A 23,655-nucleotide genomic window follows, 5' to 3' on the forward strand; every position below is an offset into this window, starting at 1 on the left:
ATGCGCAGAACCGCCATGCGCAGAACCGCCATGCGCGGGAAACCTCGATCCGTCTCAGGGTTCGATCCGGCTGGCCCGACGCGCGGCCTTCGCTGCCATCTTCGCCGCCCTTGCTGCCGCGCGCTGGGCCTCCTGCGCTGCCTCATAGGGCTGCCACAGGTCCGGCCGGCGCTCTCGGGTGGCGGCCTCGGCCTCCGCCCGGCGCCACGCCGCCACCTTGCCGTGGTCGCCGGAGGCCAGCACGGCGGGAACCTCCCGGCCCTCGAAGATCGCCGGGCGGGTATATTGCGGATATTCCAGCAGGCCGGCCGAGAAGCTCTCCTCCGTGCCGGATTCCGGGTCCCCCATCACGCCGGGCAGCAGGCGGACGCAGGCATCCAGCAGCAGCAGCGCGCCGATCTCGCCGCCGGAGAGCACCACATCGGCGATGCTCACCTCCTCCAGCCCGCGCGCCGCGACGAGCCGCTCGTCGACGCCCTCGAACCGGCCGCAGACGATGACGACGCCCGGCCCCGCCGCCAGTTCGCGCACCCTCGCCTGTGTCAGCGGGCGGCCGCGCGGCGTCATCAGAAGGCGCGGGCGAGCATCCCCGTCAGGCGCGGCGGCATCCACCGCGCGCGCCAGCACATCGACACGCATCACCATGCCCGGCCCCCCGCCGGCGGGGGTGTCGTCCACCGAGCGGTGACGGTCGCTCGCGTGGTCGCGCGGATCGACGGTCTCGATCCCCCAGCTTCCCGCGCCGAGCGCACGGCCGGCGAGCGAGAGGCCGAGCGGACCCGGAAACATGTCGGGGAAGATGGTGACAATGGACGCCCGCCACGAGGCGGCCGATTCCGTTGCAGCAGGTTCCACGCCTGCGGGCTCCATGACGGCTAGTCCTTCGGGCCTACGGAATCCGGCTTCGCGTCGGAATCGGCGTCCTCGCCGTCCTCGGGCTTATCCTCGGCGACCCACGCCGCAACATCCACAACGAGGCGGCGGCCCTTCACGTCGATCACGGGCACCGCGGCCTTGGTGAAAGGCACCATCACGGTCTTTCCGCGCCCTTCGCCGCCGGCTTCCGGGGCGATCTCGAGAATGTCGCCGGCGCCGAAATCATAAAGGCCCACCACCGTGCCGAAGGGAGCCCCCTCCGGTGTGAAGGCCGACAGGCCGATCAGGTCGGCGTGGTAGAAATCGTCCTCGTCCTCGGTCGGCGGAAGCTGGTCGCGCGTGACGTGGAGGCCGAGATTGGTCAGCGCCTCGGCTGCCTCGCGGGTCGAGACCCCGTCCAGCCGGGCGACGAAATGATCCTTGGCGGCGCGCAGCGCCGTGATGCGGACCGTCTTGCGTCCGGCCTCGTCGGTCAGCCTGTAGTGGAGCAGGCTCTCGGGATCCTCGGCGAAGACGAACAGGCGCACCTCGCCCCGCACGCCATGCGGCGCGCCGATGCGGGCGAGAAGGATGCGGTCGGTCGACATGAGCAGGCGGCCTCGTGCGGCAGGCGTGCGCCGCCGAAGCGACGGGAGCCATATGGAAGCATTCCGTCCGGGGCCGCCGCAAGGCGGGAACGCCGGTCGAACCGGCCAGATGGAAGCCTCACGCGCATAAAAGGAATGGAGCGCTCCCTTGGTAAGGGAGAGGTCGAGAGTTCATCCTCCAGCATGCCTCCAAAACCGCGCTGGAAGGCGGGGAAGAGCGGGCCGGAAGTAAAGCCGCCGCGGACCGGCCGTTGAGCCAGCCCGCGGGAGCCGATCACGAGGTGCCGATCACTCGGTGGTCGCGGCAGCGGCGGCGGCTTCGGCAGCCTTGGCGGCCTCGGCGGCGCGCTCCTGGGCCTTCTTGCCGGGAACGGCCTTGTTCGGGTTGTTGCGCGCGGCGCGCTTCACCAGGTCGAGGCTGTCGAGGAAGCGGGCGACGCGGTCGGTCGGCTGGGCGCCCTTGGCGAGCCAAGCCTTGGCCTTCTCGGTGTCGAGGATGAAGCGATCGGCCGCGTCCTTGGGCTTCAGCGGATCGAAGGTGCCGATCTTGTCGATGAAGCGGCCATCGCGCGGGGAGCGCGAGTCGGCGACGACGATGCGGTAATAGGGACGCTTCTTGGCGCCGCCACGGGCGAGACGGATCTTGAGGGACATGGTTTTCTTCCTTCAGGTAAGTCTTGGGTCGGTTCGTTTGCCGTCCCGGGCGAAGAGGCGAAGCGAACGGAGATCCGGGATCGCAGGCCGCATGCGCGGCGGACGATCCCGGATCGCCGCCTGCGGCGCCGTCCCGGGATGACGGGATGGAGTGGTTACGTCACTTCTTCTTGTCCGGCTTGCCGAAGCCGGGAAGCCCCGGCAGGCCGCCCGGCTTGCTGCCGAGGCCGGGAAGGCCGGGCAGGTTGCCGGGGAATTTGGAGGGAAGGCCGCCCGGCATTCCGCCGAGGCCGCCGGGCATCTTGTCGGCGAGCTGCTTGAGCTGCTCCGGGCTCGGCATGGGCGGGGCACCGCCGCCGCCGAGGCCGAACATCGAGGCGAGGCCCGCCATCGGGCCGCGCTTGGCACCGGCGCCGCCCATCATCTTCATCATGTCCGCCATCTGCCGATGCATCTTCATCAGGCGGTTGACGTCCTCGACCTTGGTGCCGGAGCCGGCCGCGATGCGCTTGCGCCGCGAGCCGTCGAGCAGCTTCGGATTGCGGCGCTCCTTGCGCGTCATCGAATCGATGATCGCCTTCTGGCGCTTCACCATGCGGTCGTCGACGCCGGCGGCGGCCATCTGGTTCTTCATCTTGCCGACGCCGGGCAGCATGCCCATCAGCCCGCCGAGGCCGCCGAGCTTCTCCATCTGCTCGAGCTGCATGCGCAGGTCGTCGAGGTCGAACTGGCCCTTGCGCATCCGCTCGGCGGCGGCCATCGCCTTCTCGGCGTCGATGTTCTCGACCGCCTTCTCGACCAGCGAGACCACATCGCCCATGCCGAGGATGCGACCGGCGACGCGGCGGGGATCGAAATCCTCCAGCGCGTCCATCTTCTCACCGGTGCCGAGCAGCTTGATCGGCTTGCCGGTGACGGCCCGCATGGAAAGAGCGGCGCCGCCGCGCCCATCGCCATCGGCGCGGGTCAGCACGATGCCGGTGAGGCCGACGCGCTCGTCGAACGCCTTGGCGGTGTTCACCGCGTCCTGGCCGGTGAGGCTGTCGGCGACGAGCAGCACCTCATGGGGACGGGTGATCGCCTTCACCTCGGCGACCTCCGCCATCAGCGCCTCGTCGAGCGTGACGCGGCCGGCGGTGTCGAGCATCACCACGTCGAAGCCGCCGAGCCGGCCGGCATCCATGGCGCGGCGGGCGATCTGCACCGCCGACTGGCCGGCGACGATCGGCAGCGTCTCGACGCCGACCTGCCTGCCGAGGGTGGCCAGCTGCTCCATCGCCGCCGGGCGGCGGGTGTCGAGGGAAGCCATCAGCACCTTGCGGTTGCCCCGCTCGGTCAGGCGCTTGGCGATCTTGGCGGTGGAGGTGGTCTTGCCCGAGCCTTGCAGGCCGACCATCAGAACCGGCACCGGCGGCGCGGCGTCGAGGTCGATCGGCTTGGCGTCGGAGCCGAGCATGGCGACGAGTTCGTCATTGACGATCTTCACCACCATCTGGCCGGGCGTGACGGACTTCACGACTTCGGCGCCGACTGCGCGGCTGCGCACCCGGTCGGTGAAGGAACGCACCACGTCGAGCGCGACGTCGGCCTCGATAAGCGCGCGACGCACCTCGCGCATGGCTTCGTTCACGTCGGCCTCGGTGAGGGCGCCGCGCTTCTTCAGCCGGTCGAGTATGCCGCCAAGGCGGTCGCTCAGTGAATCGAACATGCGTTCGCTCAGCTCCATCTGCCCGCTGATCTGCGCAATGCCGAACGCGCCCGAGGGCGCACAGCGCTGTCGGGCGTGGACCTCCGGCCTCAGGGACCGGGCGGCGGGACGGCTCGCGGAGATTGCGAGAATGGCGGGGAATTAACCGCGACGGTCGGCAAAGTCAAGATTTGGCAGACAGGCACATCCCATGATCGCCGCAGTCCGGCCGGTCCGGCAGGGTCCGACCCTCGCAAAACCCGGGCGAACGAAGCCGATCCGTCCCCATCGGATGAACCGCCCGGCCCCAGGTACAAAGGAATACGAAACAAAATTATCTTCAAATTAGAAATATACTCTTGACAATACCACCGCATTTTCCTGCCTATTAGGCTCGGCGCCGCAGCGAGGACGGCGCGGGTGCAGGGGACGTCGCGATGCAGTTGCGCGAGCCTACGGTGACGACGGACGAACGGGCGGTGAGCGACGACTTCACGGGGGACGCGTGGCGTCGCGCGGCCCTGCTCGGCCTTGCGGTCTTTGTCTGGGCGCTGCTCGGCATCATCACCCGGCCCGGCGGGCACCTTGCCGCCTTCTGGCCCGCCAATGCGCTGATGCTGGGCGCGCTGGTCCGCTTTCCGCGCCTCGTCAGCCGGCCGAGCTGGCTGACGGCCGCGGTCGGCTATATTGCCGCCGACCTCATCACCGGCAACACCTTCACCATGACCATGCTGCTCACCGCCGCGAATCTTTCCGGCGTGGCGATGGGTTATCTCGCCTTCGGGCTGGTGGAGCGGGACGACCGCCGCCTCGCCCGGCCGAATGCGGTGCTCGCCGTGGCGCTGGTCTCCGCCGCCGCATCGGCCGCGGCCGGCGTTACCGGCGCCATCATCACCATCGCGCTCTATGGCGGCGCCTTCGGAACGTCATGGCTGCTGTGGTTCATCACCGAGCTGCTGAACTACATCGTCATCCTGCCGGTGATGCTGACCTTCCCGCAGACGTTCCGCTGGCCGGCTTCGGCGACGGGCGGCTCACTCGCGGGGCATCTCCTGCCCTTCCTCGCGCTCATCGCGTCGACCGCGGCGGGCATGGCGGTGGGCGGGCCCGGCGCGCTGGCCTTCCCCGTGCCCGCGCTGCTGTGGTGCGCCATCAGCTATTCGCTGTTCACCAGCAGCGTGTTGAACCTGCTTTTCAGCGCCTGGAGCCTGCTCGCCATCGCCAGCGGCATCCTGCATGTCACGCTCGATCCGCAGAGCGGTCCGACCCTGTTGTCGATACGGCTCGGCATCAATCTCATCGCGCTGGCCCCGCTGATGGTCGCGAGCGCGATGCAGGCCAATGCCGCCCTTCTGGACCGCATGAGCTTCATGGCCAATCACGACCCGCTGACCCGCCTGCCCAACCGCATCTCCTTCTCCGAGCGCGCCATGCAACTGCTCGACGATGTGGCTCTGGAGCGCCGCTCGGTGGCGATGCTGATGCTCGACATCGACCGCTTCAAGACCATCAACGACAGCTACGGCCACCAGGCCGGCGACCGCGTGCTGGTGGCGTTCGCCCGTCTGCTGGAGGCCAATGTGCGCCAGCGCGACGCCCTTGCCCGCATGGGCGGCGAGGAATTCGCCATCCTGCTCTGCGACTGCACCCCGGAAGATGCCACCACCGTTGCGGAGCGCATCTGCAGGCTGTTCGCCGAACAGCCCATCGACATCGGCGAAGCCCGGTGGATCCATGTGACCGTCAGCATCGGAATCTCCACCGCGCGACAGGCGCCGTCCGAGATCGGCGGGCTGCTGCAGGTGGCCGACGAGGCGCTCTATGCCGCCAAGGATGCCGGGAGAAACCGGGTCATCATGCGCGATTCGATGGCTACCGCCGCGCCGCGCTGATGGTCAGGCGGCGCGGTGCATCACCGCGCCCAGCCGGCGCTCGACCGCCATGCCGAGGAAGACCAGCCGCCCGCCCGCCGTCGAGAACTGCGCGCCCCGGCTGCGCCAGCCGCGGGCGATGAGGAAGCCCTCGCTTCCCACGCCGACCAGCGCCTGCGCCGTGACCAGCCCGGCCGCGCGCAGATCGGCCTCGATGTGCTCCAGCAACGCCGCGCCGATACCGTTGCGGATGAAGAGCGGATGCACATGCGGGCCGAGCAGGCAGACCGGGACGCCGGCCTCGGCCACCATCTGGCCCGCCTCTATGGACTGGGCGGCGTCGGCCCGAGCGGCATTCGGTCGGTCGACAGGGGCATCGTCGATCTCCGCCGTCGGCATCCACCCCGCGCACCCGACCGGCTCGCCCTCGATCTCGGCGAGGAAGAACCGGCCGGCCACCAATGCTCCGGCATCGACCGGTGCCGGCTCCGGGGCGCGTCCGCCCGCTGCGCGCCACGCGTCGTGGCGCAGGCGCCGGATCTCCGCGAGATCGGCGGTGAGGGCGGCGCGCAGGCTGAGCCCGGCGGATTCGAGCAGCGCGGGCGTGGGCAGGGCCTCGATCATGCAATCGCTCCATGGCGCGGGCCCCGATGCCGGGGCAACCCAATCGGTCGGCAGGCACGTCCGGTCGCCACGGTAGGCGGCGGTGGCAGACTCCCGGCGGAACATGGCATTCGCCGGGCGCTCATCGGGCAATGCCGGGACCGTGATGAGGCGTTTCATCACGGCCCCGTTTCCTGCCCCAGCGTCCATCACAACCGCGTTGTGCCGCAGGGGCGGCGTGTTGCGGGCGGGGGCGACGGCGTCTAGAACCGCTTGGAAGTCTGGAACCGCCCAAGGGTGCCGCGAGAGCGCCCGGCGCCGGCATCATGAACGCGCGACCGGAGGACACGGCCCATGGGGCTGATGGATCTTGCCAATCCGACCCGCTTCCTCGCCCTGTCCGGGCGGCTGCTGCCGTGGCTCGCCGGGCTGACGGCTTTGACGCTGGCACTCGCTTTCGTGTTGGCGATCCGCGCGCCCGCCGACTACCAGCAGGGCGAGACGGTGAAGATCATGTACATCCATGTGCCCTTCGCCTGGCTCGCCATGATGGGCTACACGCTGCTCGCGCTGTCCGCCCTCGGCATCCTGGTCTGGCGCCATCCCCTCGCCGATGTCGCGCACAAGGCGCTGGCCCCGATCGGTGCGGTGTTCGCCTTCCTGTGCCTCTTCACCGGCTCGCTCTGGGGCCGGCCGATGTGGGGCACCTACTGGGTGTGGGATGCCCGCCTCACCTCGATGCTGGTGCTGCTGCTGCTCTATCTCGGCCTGCTCGCCCTGCGCTCGGCGATCGAGGACCCCAACCAGGCTGGCCGCGCCGCCGCGGTGCTGAGCCTTGTCGGCTTCGTCAACGTGCCGATCGTCAAGTTCTCGGTGGACTGGTGGAACACGCTGCACCAGCCCGCCTCGGTTTTCCGCATGGGCGGTTCGACCATCGACCCGAGCCTGCTCTGGCCGCTCATCGCCAGCGCCGTCGGGTTCACCCTGCTCATGCTCACGCTGCACATGATGGCGATGCGCACCGAGATCCTGCGCCGGCGCCTGCGTTCGCTCGAGGCGCGCGCCGCCGCCGAAGCCGCCTTCGCCTGAGGGTCACATGCTGCCCGACCACGCCGCCTTCATCATCGCCGCCTTTGCCGGCAGCGCGCTCGTCATCGGCGCCCTGATCGGCTGGATCCTCCTTGACGGACGCGCGGTGCGGCGCAGCCTCGACGCGATGGAAGCGCGCGGCGTGCGCCGTCGCTCCGACCGCACGGAGCGCGGCTCGTGAACACGACACCACCCCGCGAAGCCGCCCCCACGCACGGGACGGGCTCCCACGAGACGCTCCCGGACGAAACGCTCCCGGACGGGACGGGCTCAGGCGGGACGAGCGCCGGGACAGCGGGCGGAAGCGACACCCCCGCAGGACGTTCGCGCCTGCTCCTGCTGCTGCCGCTGGTCGCCTTCATGGCGCTGGCCGGCCTGTTCTACGGCCGGCTGTTCTCCGGCGATCCCGCGCGCCTTCCCTCCGCCCTCATCGGCCAGCCCGCCCCGCCGCTCGACCTGCCCGCGCTGGACGGGCTCGCCACCCCGGACGGGCGGCCGGTGCCCGGCCTCGGCTCCGCCGAACTCAAAGGCCGGGTGACGGTGCTGAACGTCTTCGCCTCGTGGTGCGTGCCCTGCCGCGACGAGCACCCCGTGCTGGTGGAACTCTCCAAGCTGCGCGACTTCCGGCTCGTCGGCCTCAACTACAAGGATGACGCGGAGAACGCCCGCCGCTTCCTCGGCCGGTTCGGCAATCCCTATGCCGCGGTCGGAGTCGATGCAGGCGGGCGCACCGCCATCGACTGGGGCGTCTATGGCGTGCCGGAAACCTTCGTGATCGGCAAGGATGGCCGCATCGCCTACAAATATGTCGGCCCGCTCGACGCCGACGGCGCCGCCACCCGCCTTCTGCCAGCGGTGCAGAAGGCGCTTGAGGCCCCTGCCCCGGCGGATGCTTCGCCGGCCGACATGCCGAAGTCCACAACGCCCTGAAGACGCGCCTCAGGAGCCCAGACCGGCTACCAGCGCCCTGCGGGCCGCCTCGTCCGGCTGGCCGAGGAAGCGCATGCCTTTCGGCGTGCGGAAGGCGCCCGTGGCGCGCCGTCCGTCCGGCGCGAACAGCACCACGAGCTGGTTGTCGGCGCAGTCATGCGGCTTGCACAGGCCGAACAGTTCCTGCGGCCTGCCCTCGATGATGCTGCGCCGCGAAGGAAAGCCCACGCCGCGCCCACCGACCACCCAGGGCTCCGCCTTGGCGATCGGACGCACCAGCGCGGCATAGGTTCCGCGCCAGGGCTGGACCTTGACGGCATCGAACAGATAACGCCCCGCCGCTGCATCCTGCGCCCGCGCCGGAAAGAGAGTGGCCGCGAGAAGGCACGTCGCGAGCAGCGCCGCGCCGCTCCCCTGCGTGAAGACCCGCCCAAAGCCGCGAAGCCCCGAACCCACCGCCATTCCGCCCCTCGTCATCCCCAGCCGGCAAGACCCCGCAGGCTTCCGGCCGGACTATATGGACCTCAGTTCCGCTCGTCCGGCAGATTCGGCAGCGGGTGCACCTCGATCTCATCCTCGATCAGCGCGCGCACCTCGTCCGGGCTCGCCTCTCCATAGATGGAGCGCTTCTCGACATCGCCCTCATGCATCTGCCGGGTGAGGCTGGCGAAGTCCCCGCCGACATAGTCGGCGTTCTTCACCACATGCTCGCGCATCGCCCGCAACAGGCCGCGCAGCGCCTGCTCGCGCTCGGAGAGCAGGACAGCCGGCGCGCCCTCCCCCGCCGGCACGGCCGGCGCGGCAGCGGGCGCGGCGTCCTCGGGCGGCGTCGGCTCCGCCCCGCGGCTGCGCGCGAGGCGTGGGGCCATGATCGCCTTCTCCACCTTGTCGGCACCGCAGGCGGGGCAGGTCACGAGGCCGCGGACGCGCTGGTCCTCATAGGCTGCGGAGTCACGGAACCAGCTCTCGAACTCATGCTCCCCCTCGCAGACGAGGCGATACAGGATCATGCTGCGTCACCCGCCGGAGAGACGAGGTGCAGCCGACCCTCCTGCTCGGGGCGTACCAGCTCGAAGCGCCGGCCATTATCGAGCGAGGGAATGCGGCCGCGCACATAGGCGACGCGGGCGGGATCGATCTCGGCATGGATGATGCCCGGCTCCACGCCCGCCTCGGCGAGGATCTCGCCCCACGGGTCGATGATGAGGCTGTGGCCATAGGTCTGGCGGCCGTTCTCATGCGTGCCGCCCTGCGCCGCCGCCAGCACATAGCTGCCGGTCTCGATGGCGCGCGCGCGCAGCAGCACATGCCAGTGCGCCTCGCCCGTGGTCTTGGTGAAGGCCGCCGGCACCGCGATCATGCCCGCCCCGGCCTCGGCCAGCGCGCGGAACAGCGCCGGAAAGCGCAGGTCGTAGCAGATGGCAAGGCCCAGCCGGATCTGCGGGAGGTCGGCCAGCACGGCCAGTTCGCCGGGGCGATAGGCCTCGGATTCGCGATACACGTCGCCATTGGGCAGCGTGACGTCGAACATGTGGATCTTGTCGTAGCGCGCCGCGATGGCGCCGTCCGGCGCGAGGACGAACGCCCGGTTCGCCGCGCGGTGCTCGCCCACGCGGATCGCCAGCGAGCCGAGATGCAGGTGGATCTTGAGCTCGGCCGCCAGCGCCCGGAAGGCGGCGAGCGCGGGGTCGGTCTCCTCCGGGTGCAGCGAGGCGAACAGCGCCTCGCGGCTTTCCTCCATGGTGCCGGTCATTTCCGGCGTCTGCACATAGGAGGCGCCCAGCGCCGCGGCCTCCCGGATGAGCCGGCTCGCCTCCGCGACATTGGCCATCACGTCCCTGCCCGTGCACATCTGCACCAGCGCGGCGCGGAAGGGGGCGCCGGAGACGGGCGAGGCGGGTGCGGAAGCGTTGCTCATGGCGGTGATCCGGTCCATGGGAAAGGGAATCGAGGTTCAGTCGGCAGCCAGCAGCGGGTCGAGCTCGCCGGCCCGTTCCAGCGCATAGAGATCGTCGCAGCCGCCGACGTGATGCCCGTCGATGAAGATCTGCGGCACGCTGGTGCGGCCATTGGCGCGCCTCGTCATGGCCGCTCGGCCGGCGGGGTCGCCGGTGACGTCGGTTTCCGCGAAGTCCACCTTCTTGCGCCGCAGCAGGTCCTTGGCCGCGTGGCAATAGGGGCAGGAGGAGGTGGTGTAGATCTCGACCGCTGGCATGCGCGACAACCTTTTCGGGACCCGGCCGTCACATCCGGGCAAAGCTGGCATGCGAGCCAGCCGAAACAGCACTGGATTCAGGCGCTTGGCTAAGATAGGCCGGCATCGGGCGCCGTTCAACGCCCGTGCGACGCGCCTCCCCTATGATATGGGCGCGCGGTCACCGTCAACAAGCGGGAGAGCCGTGCCCTCCACCACGCGGGCGAAGACCAGCACGTCGACCGTCCCCGCCCCGGCGCGCAGGAGCGCCTTCGCGCAGGCATCGAGCGTCGCGCCGGTGGTGAGCACATCGTCCACCAGCACGAGGCGCCTGCCCGCGATCTCCGCCTTCGCCGCCTCCGGCACGCGGAAGGCGCCGGCGACATTCGCGGCCCGCGCCGCCCGGTCCAGACGCACCTGCGGGGCGGTGCTGCGGTGGCGCTCCAGCCAGCCGGGTTCGACCGCGATCCCGCTCTCCCGCCCGATGCCGCGCGCCAGCATGGCGGACTGGTTGAAACGCCGGTGCCACAGCCGCAGGCCATGCAGCGGCACCGGCACCAGAACGTCGGCTCCGTCCAGCACTTCGATTCCGGCCCGCGCCATCATCCGCGCCATGGGTCCCGCGATGTCCAGCCGGTCGCCATATTTCAGCCGGTGCACGAGGTCGCGCGCCACCCCGTCATAAGCCGCCACGGCGCGGGCGCGGTGATAGGCGGGCGGGCGGGCCAGCGCCTCCGGCGAGATCAGCGGGCCGCCGGGATGATGGGCGAAGGGCGTGCCCAGCCGCTCGCAACAGGGCGGCCCGATGAAGGCGATGCCGCCCCAGCAGGCGGCGCACAGGCAGCCCGGCGCCTCGACATCGGCCCGGCACAACACGCAAAGCGGGGGCAGCACCGCATCGGCAAGGCGACGGGCGAGGCCGTTGAGGCCCGCGACGACACGCCCGGCGAGACACACAACCACGCGAGGCGCCGCGGTGCCCGGGGAAGCGGCCATGCCGGGCGCCCGTCCACCCGCGACACCTTCCGGCAGCCATTCCGTCATGAACTCTCCCCGCTGCGCTCAGGCTATCGGGCGTGAAGGGCGGCGGGCAAGGGGCAGGCGGAATGCGGCGCGAGCCAAAAGCGGCTGCGGACGGCGGCAAGCCGCCCCGGCACATCCGCTGCCTTGGCGACAGGGCATGACGGTGGAAGGTTTGGGATTTCCAAACCGCTCCCCACATGGCATCCACCGCCGGCAAGCGGGCCCCTCGCACCGGGAGTCATGCCATGCGCGGAAGGGAGCCGGAGATGAACGACAGCACGGGCGCCGTCCCCCACCGCGTCTTCGACCCCGCCGCGCTTGCCGCGCGTCGCCGCCGGGCGCGTCTCCTCGGCGCCGAGCCCTTCCTGCTGGAGCGGGTGGCGGAGGATCTCGCCGACCGGCTCGCCGCGGTGAACCGTCGCTTTCCGCTCGCCGCCGACATCGGCACGCCTTCGGGCGAACTGGCCGCGACGCTCAGAGGCCATCCCGGCATCGGCCGGCTGGTGAGCGTCGGCCCGCCGGAGCGCCCGGATGCCGAGATCGCCTTCGACGGCGAGATCCTGCCGCTCGCCCCCGCCTCGCTCGACCTCGCGGTGTCCGCCCTCGCCTTCCAGAGCGTGAACGACCTGCCCGGCCTGCTGGCGCAGATCCGCCGCGCATTGAAGCCGGACGGGCTGCTGCTCGCCGCGCTGTTCGGCGCCGGCACGCTGGCCGAGCTGCGCGAGGCCTTCGCCATCGCCGAGAGCGAGACCACCGGCGGCATCTCGCCCCGTGTCGCGCCTTTCGCCGATCTGCGCGACCTCGGCGGCCTCGTCCAGCGCGCGGGGCTCGCTCTGCCGGTCACCGACATCGACCGCGTGGTGGTGCGCTATGCGAACCCGCTGGCGCTTTTCAACGATTTGCGCCGCATGGGTGCCACCAACCCGCTGGCCGACCGCCTGCGCACGCCGCTGCGCCGGGCCACGCTGGCGCGGCTGTTCGAGGTCTATTCCGAACGCTTCGCCGATGCCGACGGGCGACTGCGGGCGACCTTCGAGATCGCGTGGATTTCCGGGTGGGCGCCGCATGAAAGCCAGCAGCAGCCGCTGCGCCCCGGCTCCGCCAAGGCCCGCCTCGCCGATGCGCTGCGGGTGGAGGAGGGCAAGCTGCCGGGGCATTGAGGGGAAGCCGGCCACAGTTCGCCGTCGTCGCCAGGCCGACATGCCTCGCGCGAACCGCCGCTCCCGGCCAAGCCGTGGGGGCCCGGCCTGCGCCGGGCATGACGTCGCGAGGGGCGTGACGTCGCGAGGGGCATGACGTCGCGAGGGCGGGTCGGGTCGCGCCAACAGGCCGTCATGGCCGGGCATGGCCCGGCCATCCACCTCTCCACCGGGTGCTCCGCAGCACATCATGGACGCCGGCCGCGTCAGACAGACGACCGCCTTGCTCCTCTCGTCATCCCGGACGGCGGAAGGCCGATCCGGGATCGCGTCCCGCCGGGCCTGCCCTTCGTCCGCGCTCGGGCCTGTGAACACCCGGAAGCCCGGACGATCCCGGCTCCGCGGTTCGCTCCGGCCGGATGACGGCAGGATGCAAGGGCGAGAGATCGGCGAGGGATCCGGGCATGGCGGTGCCCCTGACCGATCTCCTCAACCACCCGCCGCTCAGTCGCGGCCCGCCCCGACAATGTCGATCAGCGCCGGAATCAGCGGTTCGTCGGCGGGCGGCATGGGGTAGTCGCGCAGCTTGCCGGGGCGCACCCAGGCGAGGCGCTGGCCTTCGCGGCCCTGCACGAGACCTTCCCAGCGCCGGCAGATCCACAGCGGCATCAGCAACTGGAACGTCTCATAGGTGTGGCTGGCAAAAGTGAGCGGGGCGAGGCATGCCTCCTTCACCGTGATGCCCAGCTCCTCCGCCAGTTCGCGGATGAGGCAGTCCTCCGGCCGCTCGCCGGGCTCCACCTTGCCGCCGGGAAACTCCCACAGGCCGGCGAGCTGCTTGCCGGCCGGGCGCTCGGCGATGAGCACGCGCCCGTCGGCGTCGATGAGCGCGGCGGCGGCGACGAGGACCAGCTTCACGCGCCCGCCCTCACGACCGGTAATCGCCATTGATGGCGACATAGTCCTTGGTGAGGTCGCAGGTCATCACCCGGTCGGCGCCATGGCCGAGCCCGAGGTCGACGCCGATGTCGATGACGTCGTTCTTCATGTAGGCGGAGACCTCGGCCTCGTCATAGGAAGGGTCGCGCATCCCCTCCTTCGCCACGGTGATGTCGCCGAAGCGGATGGCGAGCAGGTCGCGGTCCGCCGGCTCGCCGGCCTTGCCCACCGCCATGACGATGCGGCCCCAATTGGCGTCCTCGCCGGCCACCGCGGTCTTCACCAGCGGGGAATTGGCGATCGACATGCCGATGCGGCGTGCGCTCTGCTTCGACACCGCGCCGGTGACATGGATGCGCACCAGCTTGCGGGCGCCCTCGCCGTCGCGGGCAACCTGCTCGGCAAGGTTCACCAGCACCTCGTCCAGTGCGATGCGGAAGGCCGCGAGGCGCGGATCGGCGGCGCTTGCGATGGCCGGCGCGCCGCGCTTGGCCGCTGCGCCGGTGGCGAACAGCATCAGCGTGTCGGAGGTCGAGGTGTCGCCGTCGATGGTGATGGCGTTGAACGTGTCCACCACCCCGTCGGAGAGCAGCGCCTGCAGCGCCGGGGCGGCGATCGGCGCGTCGGTGAAGACGAAGGAGAGCATCGTCGCCATGTCGGGCGCGATCATGCCGGCGCCCTTGGCGATGCCGGTAATGGTGACGGCGACGCCGCCGATCTCGGCGGTCGCGGTCGCGACCTTGGGAAAGGTGTCGGTGGTCATGATGGCGCGGGCCGGCTCGATCCACGGCACCGGCGCCAACCGGGCTGCGGTTTCGGCAAGCACGCCGTCGAACTTGGTGGCGTCCAGGGGCTCGCCGATCACGCCCGTGGAGGCGAGGAAGATCTCGTTCTGCGCGCAGCCCAGCGCCTTCGCGGCGATCTCGGCGGTGAGCCGGGTCGATTCCCGGCCCTTCAGGCCGGTGAACGCATTGGCATTGCCGGAATTCACCACCAGCGCACGTGCCGTACCGGAGGCGAGATTATCCCGGCACCATTCGACCGGCGCCGAGGGGCATTTGGAGCGGGTGAACACGCCGGCGACCGTGGTGCCCGCGTCCATGGCCAGCAGCAGCACGTCGGTGCGGCCCTTGTAACGGATGCCCGCGGCGGCGGTGGCGAAACGCACGCCTTCCACCGGCCCCGGCTCCGGGGTGTGCTGCGGGGCGAGCGGGGAGACGGGGGCGTCATGGGCCATGTTCGGGAACTCTCCGGCGGAAAGGGCGCAAGGGGTGTGCCGCAGATGCGCGACATCTGCAAGACGCCCGATCCCGCCGGCCGGGCCGCCGCCGCCTCCGGGACGGGCTCCACGGAGCACGACGGGCATGATGACGGTATTATGAAACCTTCAAAAAAACGGCATTTCGGGAATGATTCCAGTCTGTTGCTCGCCAGGACGAATCCTGTCCTAGTGGCGGCCAGGTTGGGGAACCCGTCATGTTAGCGTCTGCCCCGGTCGGCACGGTCGCAGCGGTCTGCATGTGTCGCGATGCCGCCGACATCATTCTCGTGCTCTGCGGTCATTACCTGCGGATCGGGGTGGCCCGAATCCTCGTCATCGACGACGGGTCGAGCGATGGCACCCATGAGCGGCTGCAACGGCTCGCCCGCCGCACCGCAGGACGCGTCGAGGTGCGCCGCGTGCTCAACAGCCGCAACGAACAGCCCACGGTGATGACCGAGGCGATCAACGAACTGATCGCGCAGGGCTACCGACTCGTCATTCCCTTCGACAGCGACGAGTTCTGGGCGTTGACCCGCGCCGATCTCGTACGGCTCGCCGCCCGCCGCGAACCGCGGCTCATCCTCGCCCGCTGGCGCAACTTCGCCCAGCGCCGCAACCAGCATTACCCAACGCCGGCGGGACTGTTGCACGCGTACCATGCCGCGCCGGCGTCAGCCGCGGCCGATCGCATCGCGATCGAGAATCTGGAGGCACCGTTCCTCCATGTGCAGGCGCCCAAGATCGCCGTCTGGACCGAGGATCCGGTGCGCATCCTCCGCGGCCAGCACGGGCTGGAGGACGGGCCGCAGGTGCAGGATCCGGAGGTGTTCGAGATCCTCCATTTGCCGCTGCGCAGCCGCGCCGAGCTGACCAAGCGCGGACTGAATTACGAGGTCCGCCGCGACCCCGAGCGCCCGTGCGGCATGAGCTGGCAGAGCCGATTCCATCGGCGCGTGGTCGAGGAGGGGCTGACCGATCGGGTCTGGGCGGCGAACAGCGTCGATCGCGGCGGACATCTCGACGTCTATGGCCGGCGTGTCCCCTTGGAATGCGACCGGCGCCTGCAGGCGCTGGTGCTGCGCTCGGCGCTGCACCTGCTGCTGAGCTGGCGCATCTCGCCCTTCTGATGAAAGGCGCGCAGGCATGAAAAAGGGCCGCCTCGGCGGCGGCCCTCTCCTTCTTGCGCGATCCGCGGCGGGAGCGTCCGATCAGGGAGCGTCGGTCTTGGGCGGAGTGTCGGTCGGCGCGTCGGTGCGCAGGTCGCCCGGCGAGGGGGCGGCGCTGGTCTTCTCGACCTTGGCGGCCTCGCGGACCTTCTGCACCAGGTCGGCCTGCGCCTTCTGCACAAGGAACTGCTCGATCTGCGGCTTGACCTGCTCGAAGGTCGGCACCGGCTTCTCGCGCTTCTCCTCCAGCTTGATGACGTGCCAGCCGAACTGGGTCTTCACGGGAGCGGAAACCTCGCCCGGCTTCAGCTCGAAGGCGACGGTGGCGAATTCCGGCACCATCTGGTCCTTGGTGAAGAAGCCGAGATCGCCGCCATTCTCCTTGCCCGAGGGATCCTCGGTGAGCTGCTTTGCGATCGTGGCGAAGTCCTCGCCCTTCTTCAGCCGGGCCTCGACCTCGTCGGCCTTGGCCTTGGCGGCGGCGGAAGCCTTCTCGTCCTTGGGATCGGCGACGCGGAACAGGATGTGGCGGGCGTGTACCTCCTGCTCGGGCTTCTGCTTCTTCACGGCGTCCTCATAGGTCGCCTTCATGGCGTCCTCGGTGATCGCCGCCTTGGTCGCCTTGGTGAGCGCGGCCTGCATCAGGATGCGCTTGCGGGCGAAGTCGATCTGCTTCTGGAAGTCCGGGCTGTCGGCCAGCTTGTCGGCCTCGGCGGACTGCGCCAGCGCGGTCATGTCGATGAGGAAGCCGAGCACATATTCCTCGCGCGCCGGGCCGGTGAGCTGGGCCGGCAGGCTGTTGCCGAGCTCTTCCTCGGCGACGGCGAGGTCGCTCTTGCGCAGCGCGACGCCGTTCACCGTGGCGAGCACCGGATCGTCGCCCGTGGCGGCGGGCGCGGCCGAAGCGGCCGGGGCCGGCGTCGCGGGCGCAGCCGGGGTCTGCGCAAAGGAGGGATTGGCGAATGCCGCGACCAGCAGGGCGGCAAGGCTCGCCCCGGCGACCAGCGAGCGGCCGCGGCCGGTGCGGGTGGCGGCCTTGCTCTTGAGCGCAGCGCGCGGGTGATGGATCTGCATAAAACCTGTCCTTGGGGGTTTGCGGTTGTCCGCTGTTCGGGCGGCCGCAAGCTGGCGCACTCCCGGCCGGCTTGCAAGGCACTCGATGGCGGCAGGCACGGCGAGAACGGCGAAGGGATGGTGCCCCGATCCCCGGAAACCCCGACCCGATGCACAGGATCGGGCCGAACGGGGCCTTCGAGCCATCCTTCCGCGGCCTGCCGGCGGCCCGGTGCCGTGCCGGCCACGACGCCTCCTTGCCCGGACGTCCTAGCCGACGCGGCGTTCTGTCTCCGGCCCGCCGGCAATTGACAACCCCCAAACCCGTTCATAAGTGTGGCGGGCCGCGCGGGCCCACCCCGGCGCTCGCATTTATGTGACGTGTCCATGCGCGCTTTGCCGTGCGAAGGGCGCGGGTGAGGTCTATTCGGGGGTCGGCGATACGCCCGGCTGTAGAGCCGGCTGCCGCGAGCGGCGACCACACGCCGCACCGCCGGAGCGGCTCGGCGAATGCGCAAGACAGGGCCCGGCGGCCCGCCAACGCCGGCCCTTCCACACCTGCCCTGGCGGGACGGATTGGAAGACGCGATGTTCGGCGCCCTTGCGCGAAAGCTTTTCGGATCGGCCAATGACCGCCGCGTGCGCGGTTACCAGCCGAAAGTCGCCGCCATCAATGCCCTCGAGCCGGAGATGCTCAAGCTCACGGACGAGGAGCTGCGCGCGCGCACCGACCTCTTCCGCTCGGAGCTCGCCGGCGGCAAGAGCCTCGACGACCTGCTGGTGCCCGCCTTCGCCACCGTGCGCGAGGCGGCCAAGCGCGCGCTCGGCCAGCGGCATTTCGACGTGCAGCTCATCGGCGGCATGGTGCTGCATGAACGCGGCATCGCCGAGATGCGCACCGGCGAAGGCAAGACCCTGGTCGCGACTGCACCGGTCTATCTCAACGCCCTCACCGGCAAGGGCGTGCACGTCGTCACCGTGAACGACTATCTGGCCAGGCGCGACGCCGAATGGATGGGCCGGGTCTACCGCTTCCTCGGCCTCACCACCGGCATCATCGTCCACGGCATGGACGACAATGAGCGGCGCGAGGCCTATGCCTGCGACGTGACCTACGCCACCAACAACGAGCTCGGCTTCGACTATCTGCGCGACAACATGAAATACGACCTCGGCCAGATGGTGCAGCGTCCGCACCATTATGCCGTGGTGGACGAGGTCGATTCGATCCTGATCGACGAGGCGCGCACCCCGCTCATCATCTCCGGCCCGCTCGACGACCGCTCTGACTTCTACAACACCATCGACCTGTACATCCCCAAGCTGGGCAAGGAGGACTACACGGTCGACGAGAAGCAGCGCTCCGTTTCCATGACCGAGGACGGCATGGAGAAGATCGAGGGCCTGCTGCGCGACGCCGGGCTGCTCAAGGGCGACAATCTCTACGACATCGAGAACGTCTCGGTGGTCCACCACGTCAATCAGGCGCTCCGGGCCCACACCCTGTTCCAGCGCGACAAGGACTACATCGTCCGCAACGACGAAGTCGTGATCATCGACGAGTTCACCGGTCGCATGATGCCGGGCCGCCGCTATTCGGAAGGCCTGCATCAGGCGCTGGAGGCCAAGGAGCGGGTGAAGGTCCAGCCCGAGAACCAGACGCTGGCCTCCATCACCTTCCAGAACTACTTCCGCATGTATGAGAAGCTGGCCGGCATGACCGGCACGGCCAACACGGAAGCGGCCGAGTTCCAGGACATCTACAACCTCGAAGTCATCGAGATCCCGACCAACCTGCCGGTCCAGCGCATCGACGACGACGACGAGGTCTACCGGACCGCGGGTGAGAAATACAACGCGATCATCGAGCTGATCGCCGACTGCAAGAGCCGCGGCCAGCCGGTCCTGGTCGGCACCACCTCGATCGAGAAGTCCGAGCTGCTGGCCGAGCTGCTGAAGCAGCGCGGCTTCAAGCAGAAGGATTTCTCCGACCCCGACGCCTTCCGTCCGCTCTATGACGGCGACGCCGGCAAGGCCGAGGATAAGGTGTTCGCGGTGCTGAACGCCCGCCACCACGAACAGGAATCCTACATCGTGGCGCAGGCCGGCGTGCCGGGTGCCATCACCATCGCCACCAACATGGCGGGCCGCGGCACCGACATCCAGCTCGGCGGCAATGCCGACATGCGCATCTCCCACGAGCTGACCGAGCTGTCCGAGGGCGAGGCCCGCAGCGCCGCCGAAAAGGCGATCCGCGAGGAGGTGGCACGGCTGAAGAAGACCGCGCTGGAGGCCGGCGGGCTCTATGTGCTCGGCACCGAGCGCCACGAGAGCCGGCGCATCGACAACCAGCTGCGCGGCCGCTCCGGCCGTCAGGGCGACCCCGGCCACTCCCGTTTCTTCCTGTCGCTGGAAGACGACCTCATGCGCATCTTCGGGTCCGACCGGCTGGACGGCATGCTCCAGCGGCTCGGCCTGAAGGACGGCGAGGCCATCATCCATCCCTGGATCAACAAGGCGCTGGAGAAGGCGCAGCAGAAGGTCGAGGCACGGAACTACGACATCCGCAAGAACCTGCTCAAATATGACGACGTGATGAACGACCAGCGCAAGGTGGTGTTCGAGCAGCGCGTCGAGCTGATGCAGGACGAGGACGTCGCCGAGACCGTGGTCGAGATGCGCCACGGCGTGATCGACGACCTCGTGACCAAACACGTGCCGCCGACCGCCTATCCCGAGCAGTGGGACACCCAGGGCCTCGCCGAGGCGCTGCGTCAGGCGCTGGGGCTCGATCTGCCGGTGGTCGACTGGGGCCATGAGGACGGCATCGCGGACGAGGAGATGCGCGAGCGCATCCAGCGCCGCGCCGACGAGGTCATGGCCGCCAAATCCGCCCAGTACGGGCCGGAGATCATGCGCTATGTGGAGAAGTCGATCCTTCTCCAGACCCTCGACCACCTCTGGCGCGAGCATCTGGTGACGCTCGACCATCTGCGCCAGGTCATCGGCCTGCGCGGTTATGCCCAGCGCGACCCGCTGAACGAGTACAAGTCGGAGGCGTTCCAGCTCTTCGAAACCATGCTCGCCAGCCTGCGCGAGGCAGTCACCGCCCAGCTCATGCGGGTCGAGATCATGACCCAGCAGCCGGAAGAGCCGGCGCCGCTGCCCTTCATGGAGGCGCACCACCTCGACGCCTCGACCGGCCGCGACGATTTCGCCGAACTGGTCCTCGCCGAGCCTGACCTTGCGGTGACCCTCGCCCCCGGCGAGGACGCCGACAGTCCGAACCGCGATCCCAACGACCCCTCCTCCTGGGGCCGTGTCGGCCGCAACGAGCCCTGCCCCTGCGGCTCCGGCAAGAAGTACAAGCACTGCCACGGCAGCTTCGAGTGAGATTGGCCCCCTTGGGGCGCTTGTCACCGTCGGAACGACGAGAATGCCCGGCCGCCGCGCCGGGCATTTGCGTGTCGGGAGCCGATCACGCCTTCGAGCCGATCACGCCTCGGCTCGATCCGCCAGCCCCATCGCCAGCACCGCCGCCACGCCCGCGCAGGCGGCGCTGACGAGGATGGGGGCGAGGTAGCTTCCGGTCCGGTCGAACACCAGGCCCGCCAGCGTCGGCCCCACCAGCGCCGATATGCCGACCGCGGTATACAGGTGGCCAAGCACCGCGCCGATGTGCCGGGCCCCGAACACCTCGCTCGCCACCACCGGATACAGCCCGACGCAGCCGCCATAGCTGACCCCGAACAGCACGGCGAACACCGCCAGCGCCGCGAAGCTCGTCGCCATTGCCCAGATGAGGAAGCACGCCGCCACCGCGAAGGTGAGCAGCACCAGCAGCCGCAGCGCGCCGAGCCGGTCGCCGAGCCCGGTCAGCACGAAGCGCCCGGCCACGCTCCCCGCCCCGATCAGCCCTACCAGCAGGGTGCCCGTTTCCAGCGGCAGGCCGAGATCCTGGCTCGCCGGCACGATGTGCACATAGGCGATGAAGGAGCAGAAGGAAGCCAGCACCAGCGACAGGTAGAACCGCCGGAACCGCGCGTCGCGCCACAGGTCACGCGCGCCGGGAGCGGCCAGAGCGGGGGTGTTCGGGTCGGGCAGATGGGTGCGCCGGTGCAGCAGCGTCGCCGCCGGCACGCCGAACAACGCCACCGCGCCGGCCAGCATCATCAGCCCGCCGCGCCAGCCGAGCTCCGGCATCAGCCGGGCGGTGAGCATGGGCAGCACCAGCGTACCGACCCCCAGCCCGGCCAGCGCAATGCCCGAAGCCTGCGCCCGCCGTCGCGCGAACCAGGACTGCACCGCCCCCAGCGCCGGCACATAGGACAGCCCGATGCCGAGCCCGGCGCCGGCGGCATAGAACAGATAGACCGCGGCGAGCGAATGCGCGTTGGCCGCCCCCACATAGCCGAGCACCATGGCGACGAGCCCGCTCAGCACCAGCACGCGCGTCGGCAGCCGGTCGCCGAGCGGGCCGGCCACCGCGCCGAGCGAATAGAACACGAAGGCGGACAGCGAGAACACCAGCGCGGTGGCCCCGCGCGAGGCGCCGAATTCGGCGGCGAGCCCCGGAAACAGGGCCGAAAACGCGTAGGACGAGCCGAAAGTCACCCCCGTCACCACATGGGTGCCGGCCACCACCGGCCAGCCGGCCCGGGAATCGACCGCTGCGGCCGGGGAGGACGTCATGCAAGGCTCCTGGGGAACGACGCCGGCAACCGGCGAAGCGCATCCTAGGAGCCCCCGCCTGCCACGAATATCGGAATGTCGCGAAGCACGCGCGGACCGGAGCGAACGGCTGAGCGTTCAGGTCCGGCCGTTCGGGCGTCGAAGCCCCGCTATTGCTGGAAGCTGCCCGGCTGCACTATGCCGGCGCCGGAGAGCGTGCTGCCGGATGACGGCGTACCGAGATTGACGCTGGCGACCGGTTCCGCGCCATTCGCCCCCGCGCTGCCCACCGGCAGGCTGGCGGCAGGAGAGGTACTCGCGGTGGCGGGTGCGGCCGGCCTGACAGGCGGCTTCGCGGCGGCGCTCGCCGGTTTCGCGGCAGGCCGGGCGGCGGCGCGGTTGCGGGCCGGCGCCGCGTCGCCCGGCGTCGCGCTTGCGGGCTCGGTGAGCGCCACCGGGGCCGGTGCGGGAGCCGGGGCCGGCTCGTCGCCGCCGAACAGCCGGCGCAGCGAGAAGCCGGAGGAGGCCGCATTGGCGGCATTCACCGCCGGCGAGCTCTGCACAATGGAATCGGAGGAGGTGCGGCCGAGCAGGCGCGTCACCGTGCTGCTGAGCCAGGATTCGTCGCCGCCGGCCGAGGCCACCTGCACCGGCGCAGAGTTTTGCACCGGCGTGGCACCGGCGAGCAGCGTCTCCGCGCTCGGGCGCGGCGCATCCGCCGGGCGGGCCATGGGCAGCGGCACGTCGGCGCTGGCGAGCGCGACGCTTTCCGCCGCGGTCGGGGTCGGCTGCTCGACGCCGGGCAGCGGAATGTCGGCCGGCGCGTTGGTGGCGACGCCGTAATCCAGCCCCGGCGGCTTCACCACCGGCGGCAGCGAGCCCGGCGCGTTCAGCTTGGGGTCGCGCAGCTTTGCGAGGAACACCTCGTTCATGCCGCCGTCCTTGCCGGTCTTCGCCGGCTCGACGGGCGTGATGGGCGAGAGCATCGCCATCGCCCGGTCGTCCTCGGCCTTCTTCTTCGCCAGCTCGGCCTCGAGGTCCTCGGGTACCGAATAGGGCGGGCAGGCCGCGGAGGCGTCGAAGCGCTGCGAGGTCTCGGCGTTGAACACATAGCGCTTGCCGCAGACATCGACGCGCGGCGGGCGCTTGGTGATCTCGAAGGTGTCGTAGCCTTCCTTGATCATCCGCCAGAACGCCATGTTCGGGTTGTCGCGGTGGCGCGCCATGTTCTTCGGCGTCATGCGGAAGGGATAGGCCTGCACCTGGAAGGCACGCTGCCCGCCCATGAAGCTTTCGCGGCCCAGCGCGAAGATCTCCTGGATCTGCTCGTCCGTCATCGCGTAGCAGCCGGAGGAGGAGCAGTCGCCATGCACCATCAGATTGGCGCCGGTCCGACCCCAGGCGCGATCATAGGCGTTCGGAAAGCCCATATTGAAGGCGAGATAATAGTTGGAGTTGGGGTTCATCTGCCCCTGGGTAATCGTGTAGAAGCCTTCCGGCGCCTGCCGGTCGCCTTCCTTCACCTTCGGCCCCAGCTCGCCGGACCAGCGGCAGATGGGATAGGTCTTCAGGAGCGCGTAGTCGCCGTCGGTCTTCTGCTTCCAGACCTCCAGCTCCGATTCTTCCTTGAAGATGCGCACCACCACCGGGCTGTCCTTGGACATGCCCTTGCTCTCGATCAGCGCGACGGTTTCGGGGGAGAGCTGCTTCATGCCCTTGGCCATCGGGCCGGGGCCATTGGCGTTGCAGGCGCCGAGCGCGAGGGCGGCCACCGAGATGATGAGCGCGCCCCGGAACCGGGCGATGAGGCCGGCCCTTGCCAGCGGCGCCGTCGCGAGAGCCTTCAACGCACTCCTCCTCGTTCCACCCGGCGAGCGGCGATGAGTCCTGCGTACAGCGATAGCCTTGC

General features: G+C 70.0%; 22 protein-coding genes. 7 read left to right on the forward strand and 15 right to left on the reverse strand.

What is annotated here, in order from left to right; genetic code table 11:
- Positions 1-54 precede the first annotated feature (54 nt).
- From trmD to ffh, 4 genes are all read right to left on the reverse strand, one after another.
- Positions 55-855: a tRNA (guanosine(37)-N1)-methyltransferase TrmD gene (gene trmD / locus MWN34_RS16145; RefSeq protein WP_343311940.1), complete on the reverse strand. Its 801-nt coding sequence runs from the start codon at positions 853-855 to the stop codon at positions 55-57.
- Between the two features lie 20 nt (positions 856-875).
- Entirely contained in the window at positions 876-1,463 is a 588-nt protein-coding gene (gene rimM, locus MWN34_RS16150; protein WP_247030343.1) for a ribosome maturation factor RimM, read from the reverse strand.
- A gap of 288 nt (positions 1,464-1,751) precedes the next feature.
- Entirely contained in the window at positions 1,752-2,117 is a 366-nt protein-coding gene (gene rpsP, locus MWN34_RS16155; RefSeq protein WP_247030344.1) for a 30S ribosomal protein S16, read from the reverse strand.
- Between the two features lie 160 nt (positions 2,118-2,277).
- The gene (gene ffh, locus MWN34_RS16160) at positions 2,278-3,825 is read right to left on the reverse strand and encodes a signal recognition particle protein (protein ID WP_247030345.1); all 1,548 of its coding nucleotides are present in this window, start codon (positions 3,823-3,825) and stop codon (positions 2,278-2,280) included.
- 416 nt (positions 3,826-4,241) lie between these two features.
- Between ffh and MWN34_RS16165 the strand changes: the two genes are divergently transcribed.
- On the forward strand, positions 4,242-5,696 hold the full coding sequence (locus MWN34_RS16165) for a GGDEF domain-containing protein (protein WP_247030346.1): 1,455 nt from the start codon (positions 4,242-4,244) through the stop codon (positions 5,694-5,696).
- A gap of 3 nt (positions 5,697-5,699) precedes the next feature.
- Here MWN34_RS16165 and MWN34_RS16170 read toward each other — a convergent pair whose 3' ends face one another.
- A complete protein-coding gene (locus MWN34_RS16170; RefSeq protein ID WP_247030347.1) occupies positions 5,700-6,299 on the reverse strand; it encodes a GNAT family N-acetyltransferase in 600 nt (199 codons plus the stop codon).
- 333 nt (positions 6,300-6,632) lie between these two features.
- On the opposite strand from MWN34_RS16170, the gene MWN34_RS16175 reads away from it, so the two are divergent.
- From MWN34_RS16175 to MWN34_RS16185, 3 genes are all read left to right on the forward strand, one after another.
- Positions 6,633-7,367 (forward strand): heme ABC transporter permease, encoded by a 735-nt coding sequence (locus MWN34_RS16175; protein ID WP_247030348.1) that lies wholly within the window; start codon positions 6,633-6,635, stop codon positions 7,365-7,367.
- Between the two features lie 7 nt (positions 7,368-7,374).
- Positions 7,375-7,548: a heme exporter protein CcmD gene (gene ccmD / locus MWN34_RS16180; protein ID WP_247030349.1), complete on the forward strand. Its 174-nt coding sequence runs from the start codon at positions 7,375-7,377 to the stop codon at positions 7,546-7,548.
- Between the two features lie 149 nt (positions 7,549-7,697).
- On the forward strand, positions 7,698-8,297 hold the full coding sequence (locus MWN34_RS16185) for a DsbE family thiol:disulfide interchange protein (RefSeq protein ID WP_247030398.1): 600 nt from the start codon (positions 7,698-7,700) through the stop codon (positions 8,295-8,297).
- 9 nt (positions 8,298-8,306) lie between these two features.
- Here the strand turns inward: MWN34_RS16185 and MWN34_RS16190 are convergent, their stop codons facing one another.
- The 5 genes from MWN34_RS16190 to MWN34_RS16210 form a co-directional block, all read right to left on the reverse strand.
- Positions 8,307-8,759 carry an Ivy family c-type lysozyme inhibitor gene (locus MWN34_RS16190; protein WP_247030350.1) on the reverse strand — a complete coding sequence of 151 codons (453 nt, stop codon included), beginning with the start codon at positions 8,757-8,759 and terminating at the stop codon, positions 8,307-8,309.
- Positions 8,760-8,821: 62 nt separating this feature from the next.
- Complete coding sequence (locus MWN34_RS16195; protein WP_247030351.1) at positions 8,822-9,307, reverse strand: DUF1178 family protein; 486 nt, start codon at positions 9,305-9,307, stop codon at positions 8,822-8,824.
- The gene (locus MWN34_RS16200; protein WP_247030352.1) at positions 9,304-10,215 is read right to left on the reverse strand and encodes a carbon-nitrogen hydrolase family protein; all 912 of its coding nucleotides are present in this window, start codon (positions 10,213-10,215) and stop codon (positions 9,304-9,306) included. Before MWN34_RS16200 ends, MWN34_RS16195 begins: the two co-directional genes overlap by 4 nt.
- Before the next feature lie 36 nt (positions 10,216-10,251).
- Positions 10,252-10,512 carry a glutaredoxin 3 gene (grxC, locus tag MWN34_RS16205; protein ID WP_247030353.1) on the reverse strand — a complete coding sequence of 87 codons (261 nt, stop codon included), beginning with the start codon at positions 10,510-10,512 and terminating at the stop codon, positions 10,252-10,254.
- 141 nt (positions 10,513-10,653) lie between these two features.
- Positions 10,654-11,535 carry a ComF family protein gene (locus MWN34_RS16210; RefSeq protein WP_247030354.1) on the reverse strand — a complete coding sequence of 294 codons (882 nt, stop codon included), beginning with the start codon at positions 11,533-11,535 and terminating at the stop codon, positions 10,654-10,656.
- A gap of 245 nt (positions 11,536-11,780) precedes the next feature.
- Between MWN34_RS16210 and MWN34_RS16215 the strand changes: the two genes are divergently transcribed.
- The gene (locus tag MWN34_RS16215) at positions 11,781-12,674 is read left to right on the forward strand and encodes a methyltransferase domain-containing protein (RefSeq protein ID WP_247030355.1); all 894 of its coding nucleotides are present in this window, start codon (positions 11,781-11,783) and stop codon (positions 12,672-12,674) included.
- Positions 12,675-13,157: 483 nt separating this feature from the next.
- On the opposite strand, the gene mutT is transcribed toward MWN34_RS16215, so the two are convergent.
- Both mutT and argJ read right to left on the reverse strand, forming a co-directional pair.
- Entirely contained in the window at positions 13,158-13,601 is a 444-nt protein-coding gene (gene mutT / locus MWN34_RS16220) for an 8-oxo-dGTP diphosphatase MutT (RefSeq protein WP_247030356.1), read from the reverse strand.
- A complete protein-coding gene (gene argJ, locus MWN34_RS16225) occupies positions 13,582-14,829 on the reverse strand; it encodes a bifunctional glutamate N-acetyltransferase/amino-acid acetyltransferase ArgJ (protein WP_247030357.1) in 1,248 nt (415 codons plus the stop codon). The genes mutT and argJ overlap by 20 nt, the downstream gene beginning before the upstream one ends.
- Positions 14,830-15,068: 239 nt before the next feature.
- On the opposite strand from argJ, the gene MWN34_RS16230 reads away from it, so the two are divergent.
- A complete protein-coding gene (locus MWN34_RS16230; RefSeq protein WP_247030358.1) occupies positions 15,069-15,983 on the forward strand; it encodes a glycosyltransferase family 2 protein in 915 nt (304 codons plus the stop codon).
- Positions 15,984-16,064: 81 nt separating this feature from the next.
- Here the strand turns inward: MWN34_RS16230 and MWN34_RS16235 are convergent, their stop codons facing one another.
- Complete coding sequence (locus MWN34_RS16235; RefSeq protein WP_247030359.1) at positions 16,065-17,096, reverse strand: peptidylprolyl isomerase; 1,032 nt, start codon at positions 17,094-17,096, stop codon at positions 16,065-16,067.
- Between the two features lie 567 nt (positions 17,097-17,663).
- Between MWN34_RS16235 and secA the strand changes: the two genes are divergently transcribed.
- Complete coding sequence (gene secA, locus MWN34_RS16240; RefSeq protein ID WP_247030360.1) at positions 17,664-20,468, forward strand: preprotein translocase subunit SecA; 2,805 nt, start codon at positions 17,664-17,666, stop codon at positions 20,466-20,468.
- 102 nt (positions 20,469-20,570) lie between these two features.
- On the opposite strand, the gene MWN34_RS16245 is transcribed toward secA, so the two are convergent.
- The gene (locus MWN34_RS16245; RefSeq protein ID WP_247030361.1) at positions 20,571-21,767 is read right to left on the reverse strand and encodes an MFS transporter; all 1,197 of its coding nucleotides are present in this window, start codon (positions 21,765-21,767) and stop codon (positions 20,571-20,573) included.
- Positions 21,768-21,916: 149 nt separating this feature from the next.
- Positions 21,917-23,593 carry a L,D-transpeptidase family protein gene (locus tag MWN34_RS16250; protein WP_247030362.1) on the reverse strand — a complete coding sequence of 559 codons (1,677 nt, stop codon included), beginning with the start codon at positions 23,591-23,593 and terminating at the stop codon, positions 21,917-21,919.
- Between the last annotated feature and the right edge of the window lie 62 nt (positions 23,594-23,655).

The sequence above is a fragment of the Ancylobacter crimeensis genome (genome assembly GCF_023016805.1).
Lineage (GTDB): Bacteria > Pseudomonadota > Alphaproteobacteria > Rhizobiales > Xanthobacteraceae > Ancylobacter > Ancylobacter crimeensis.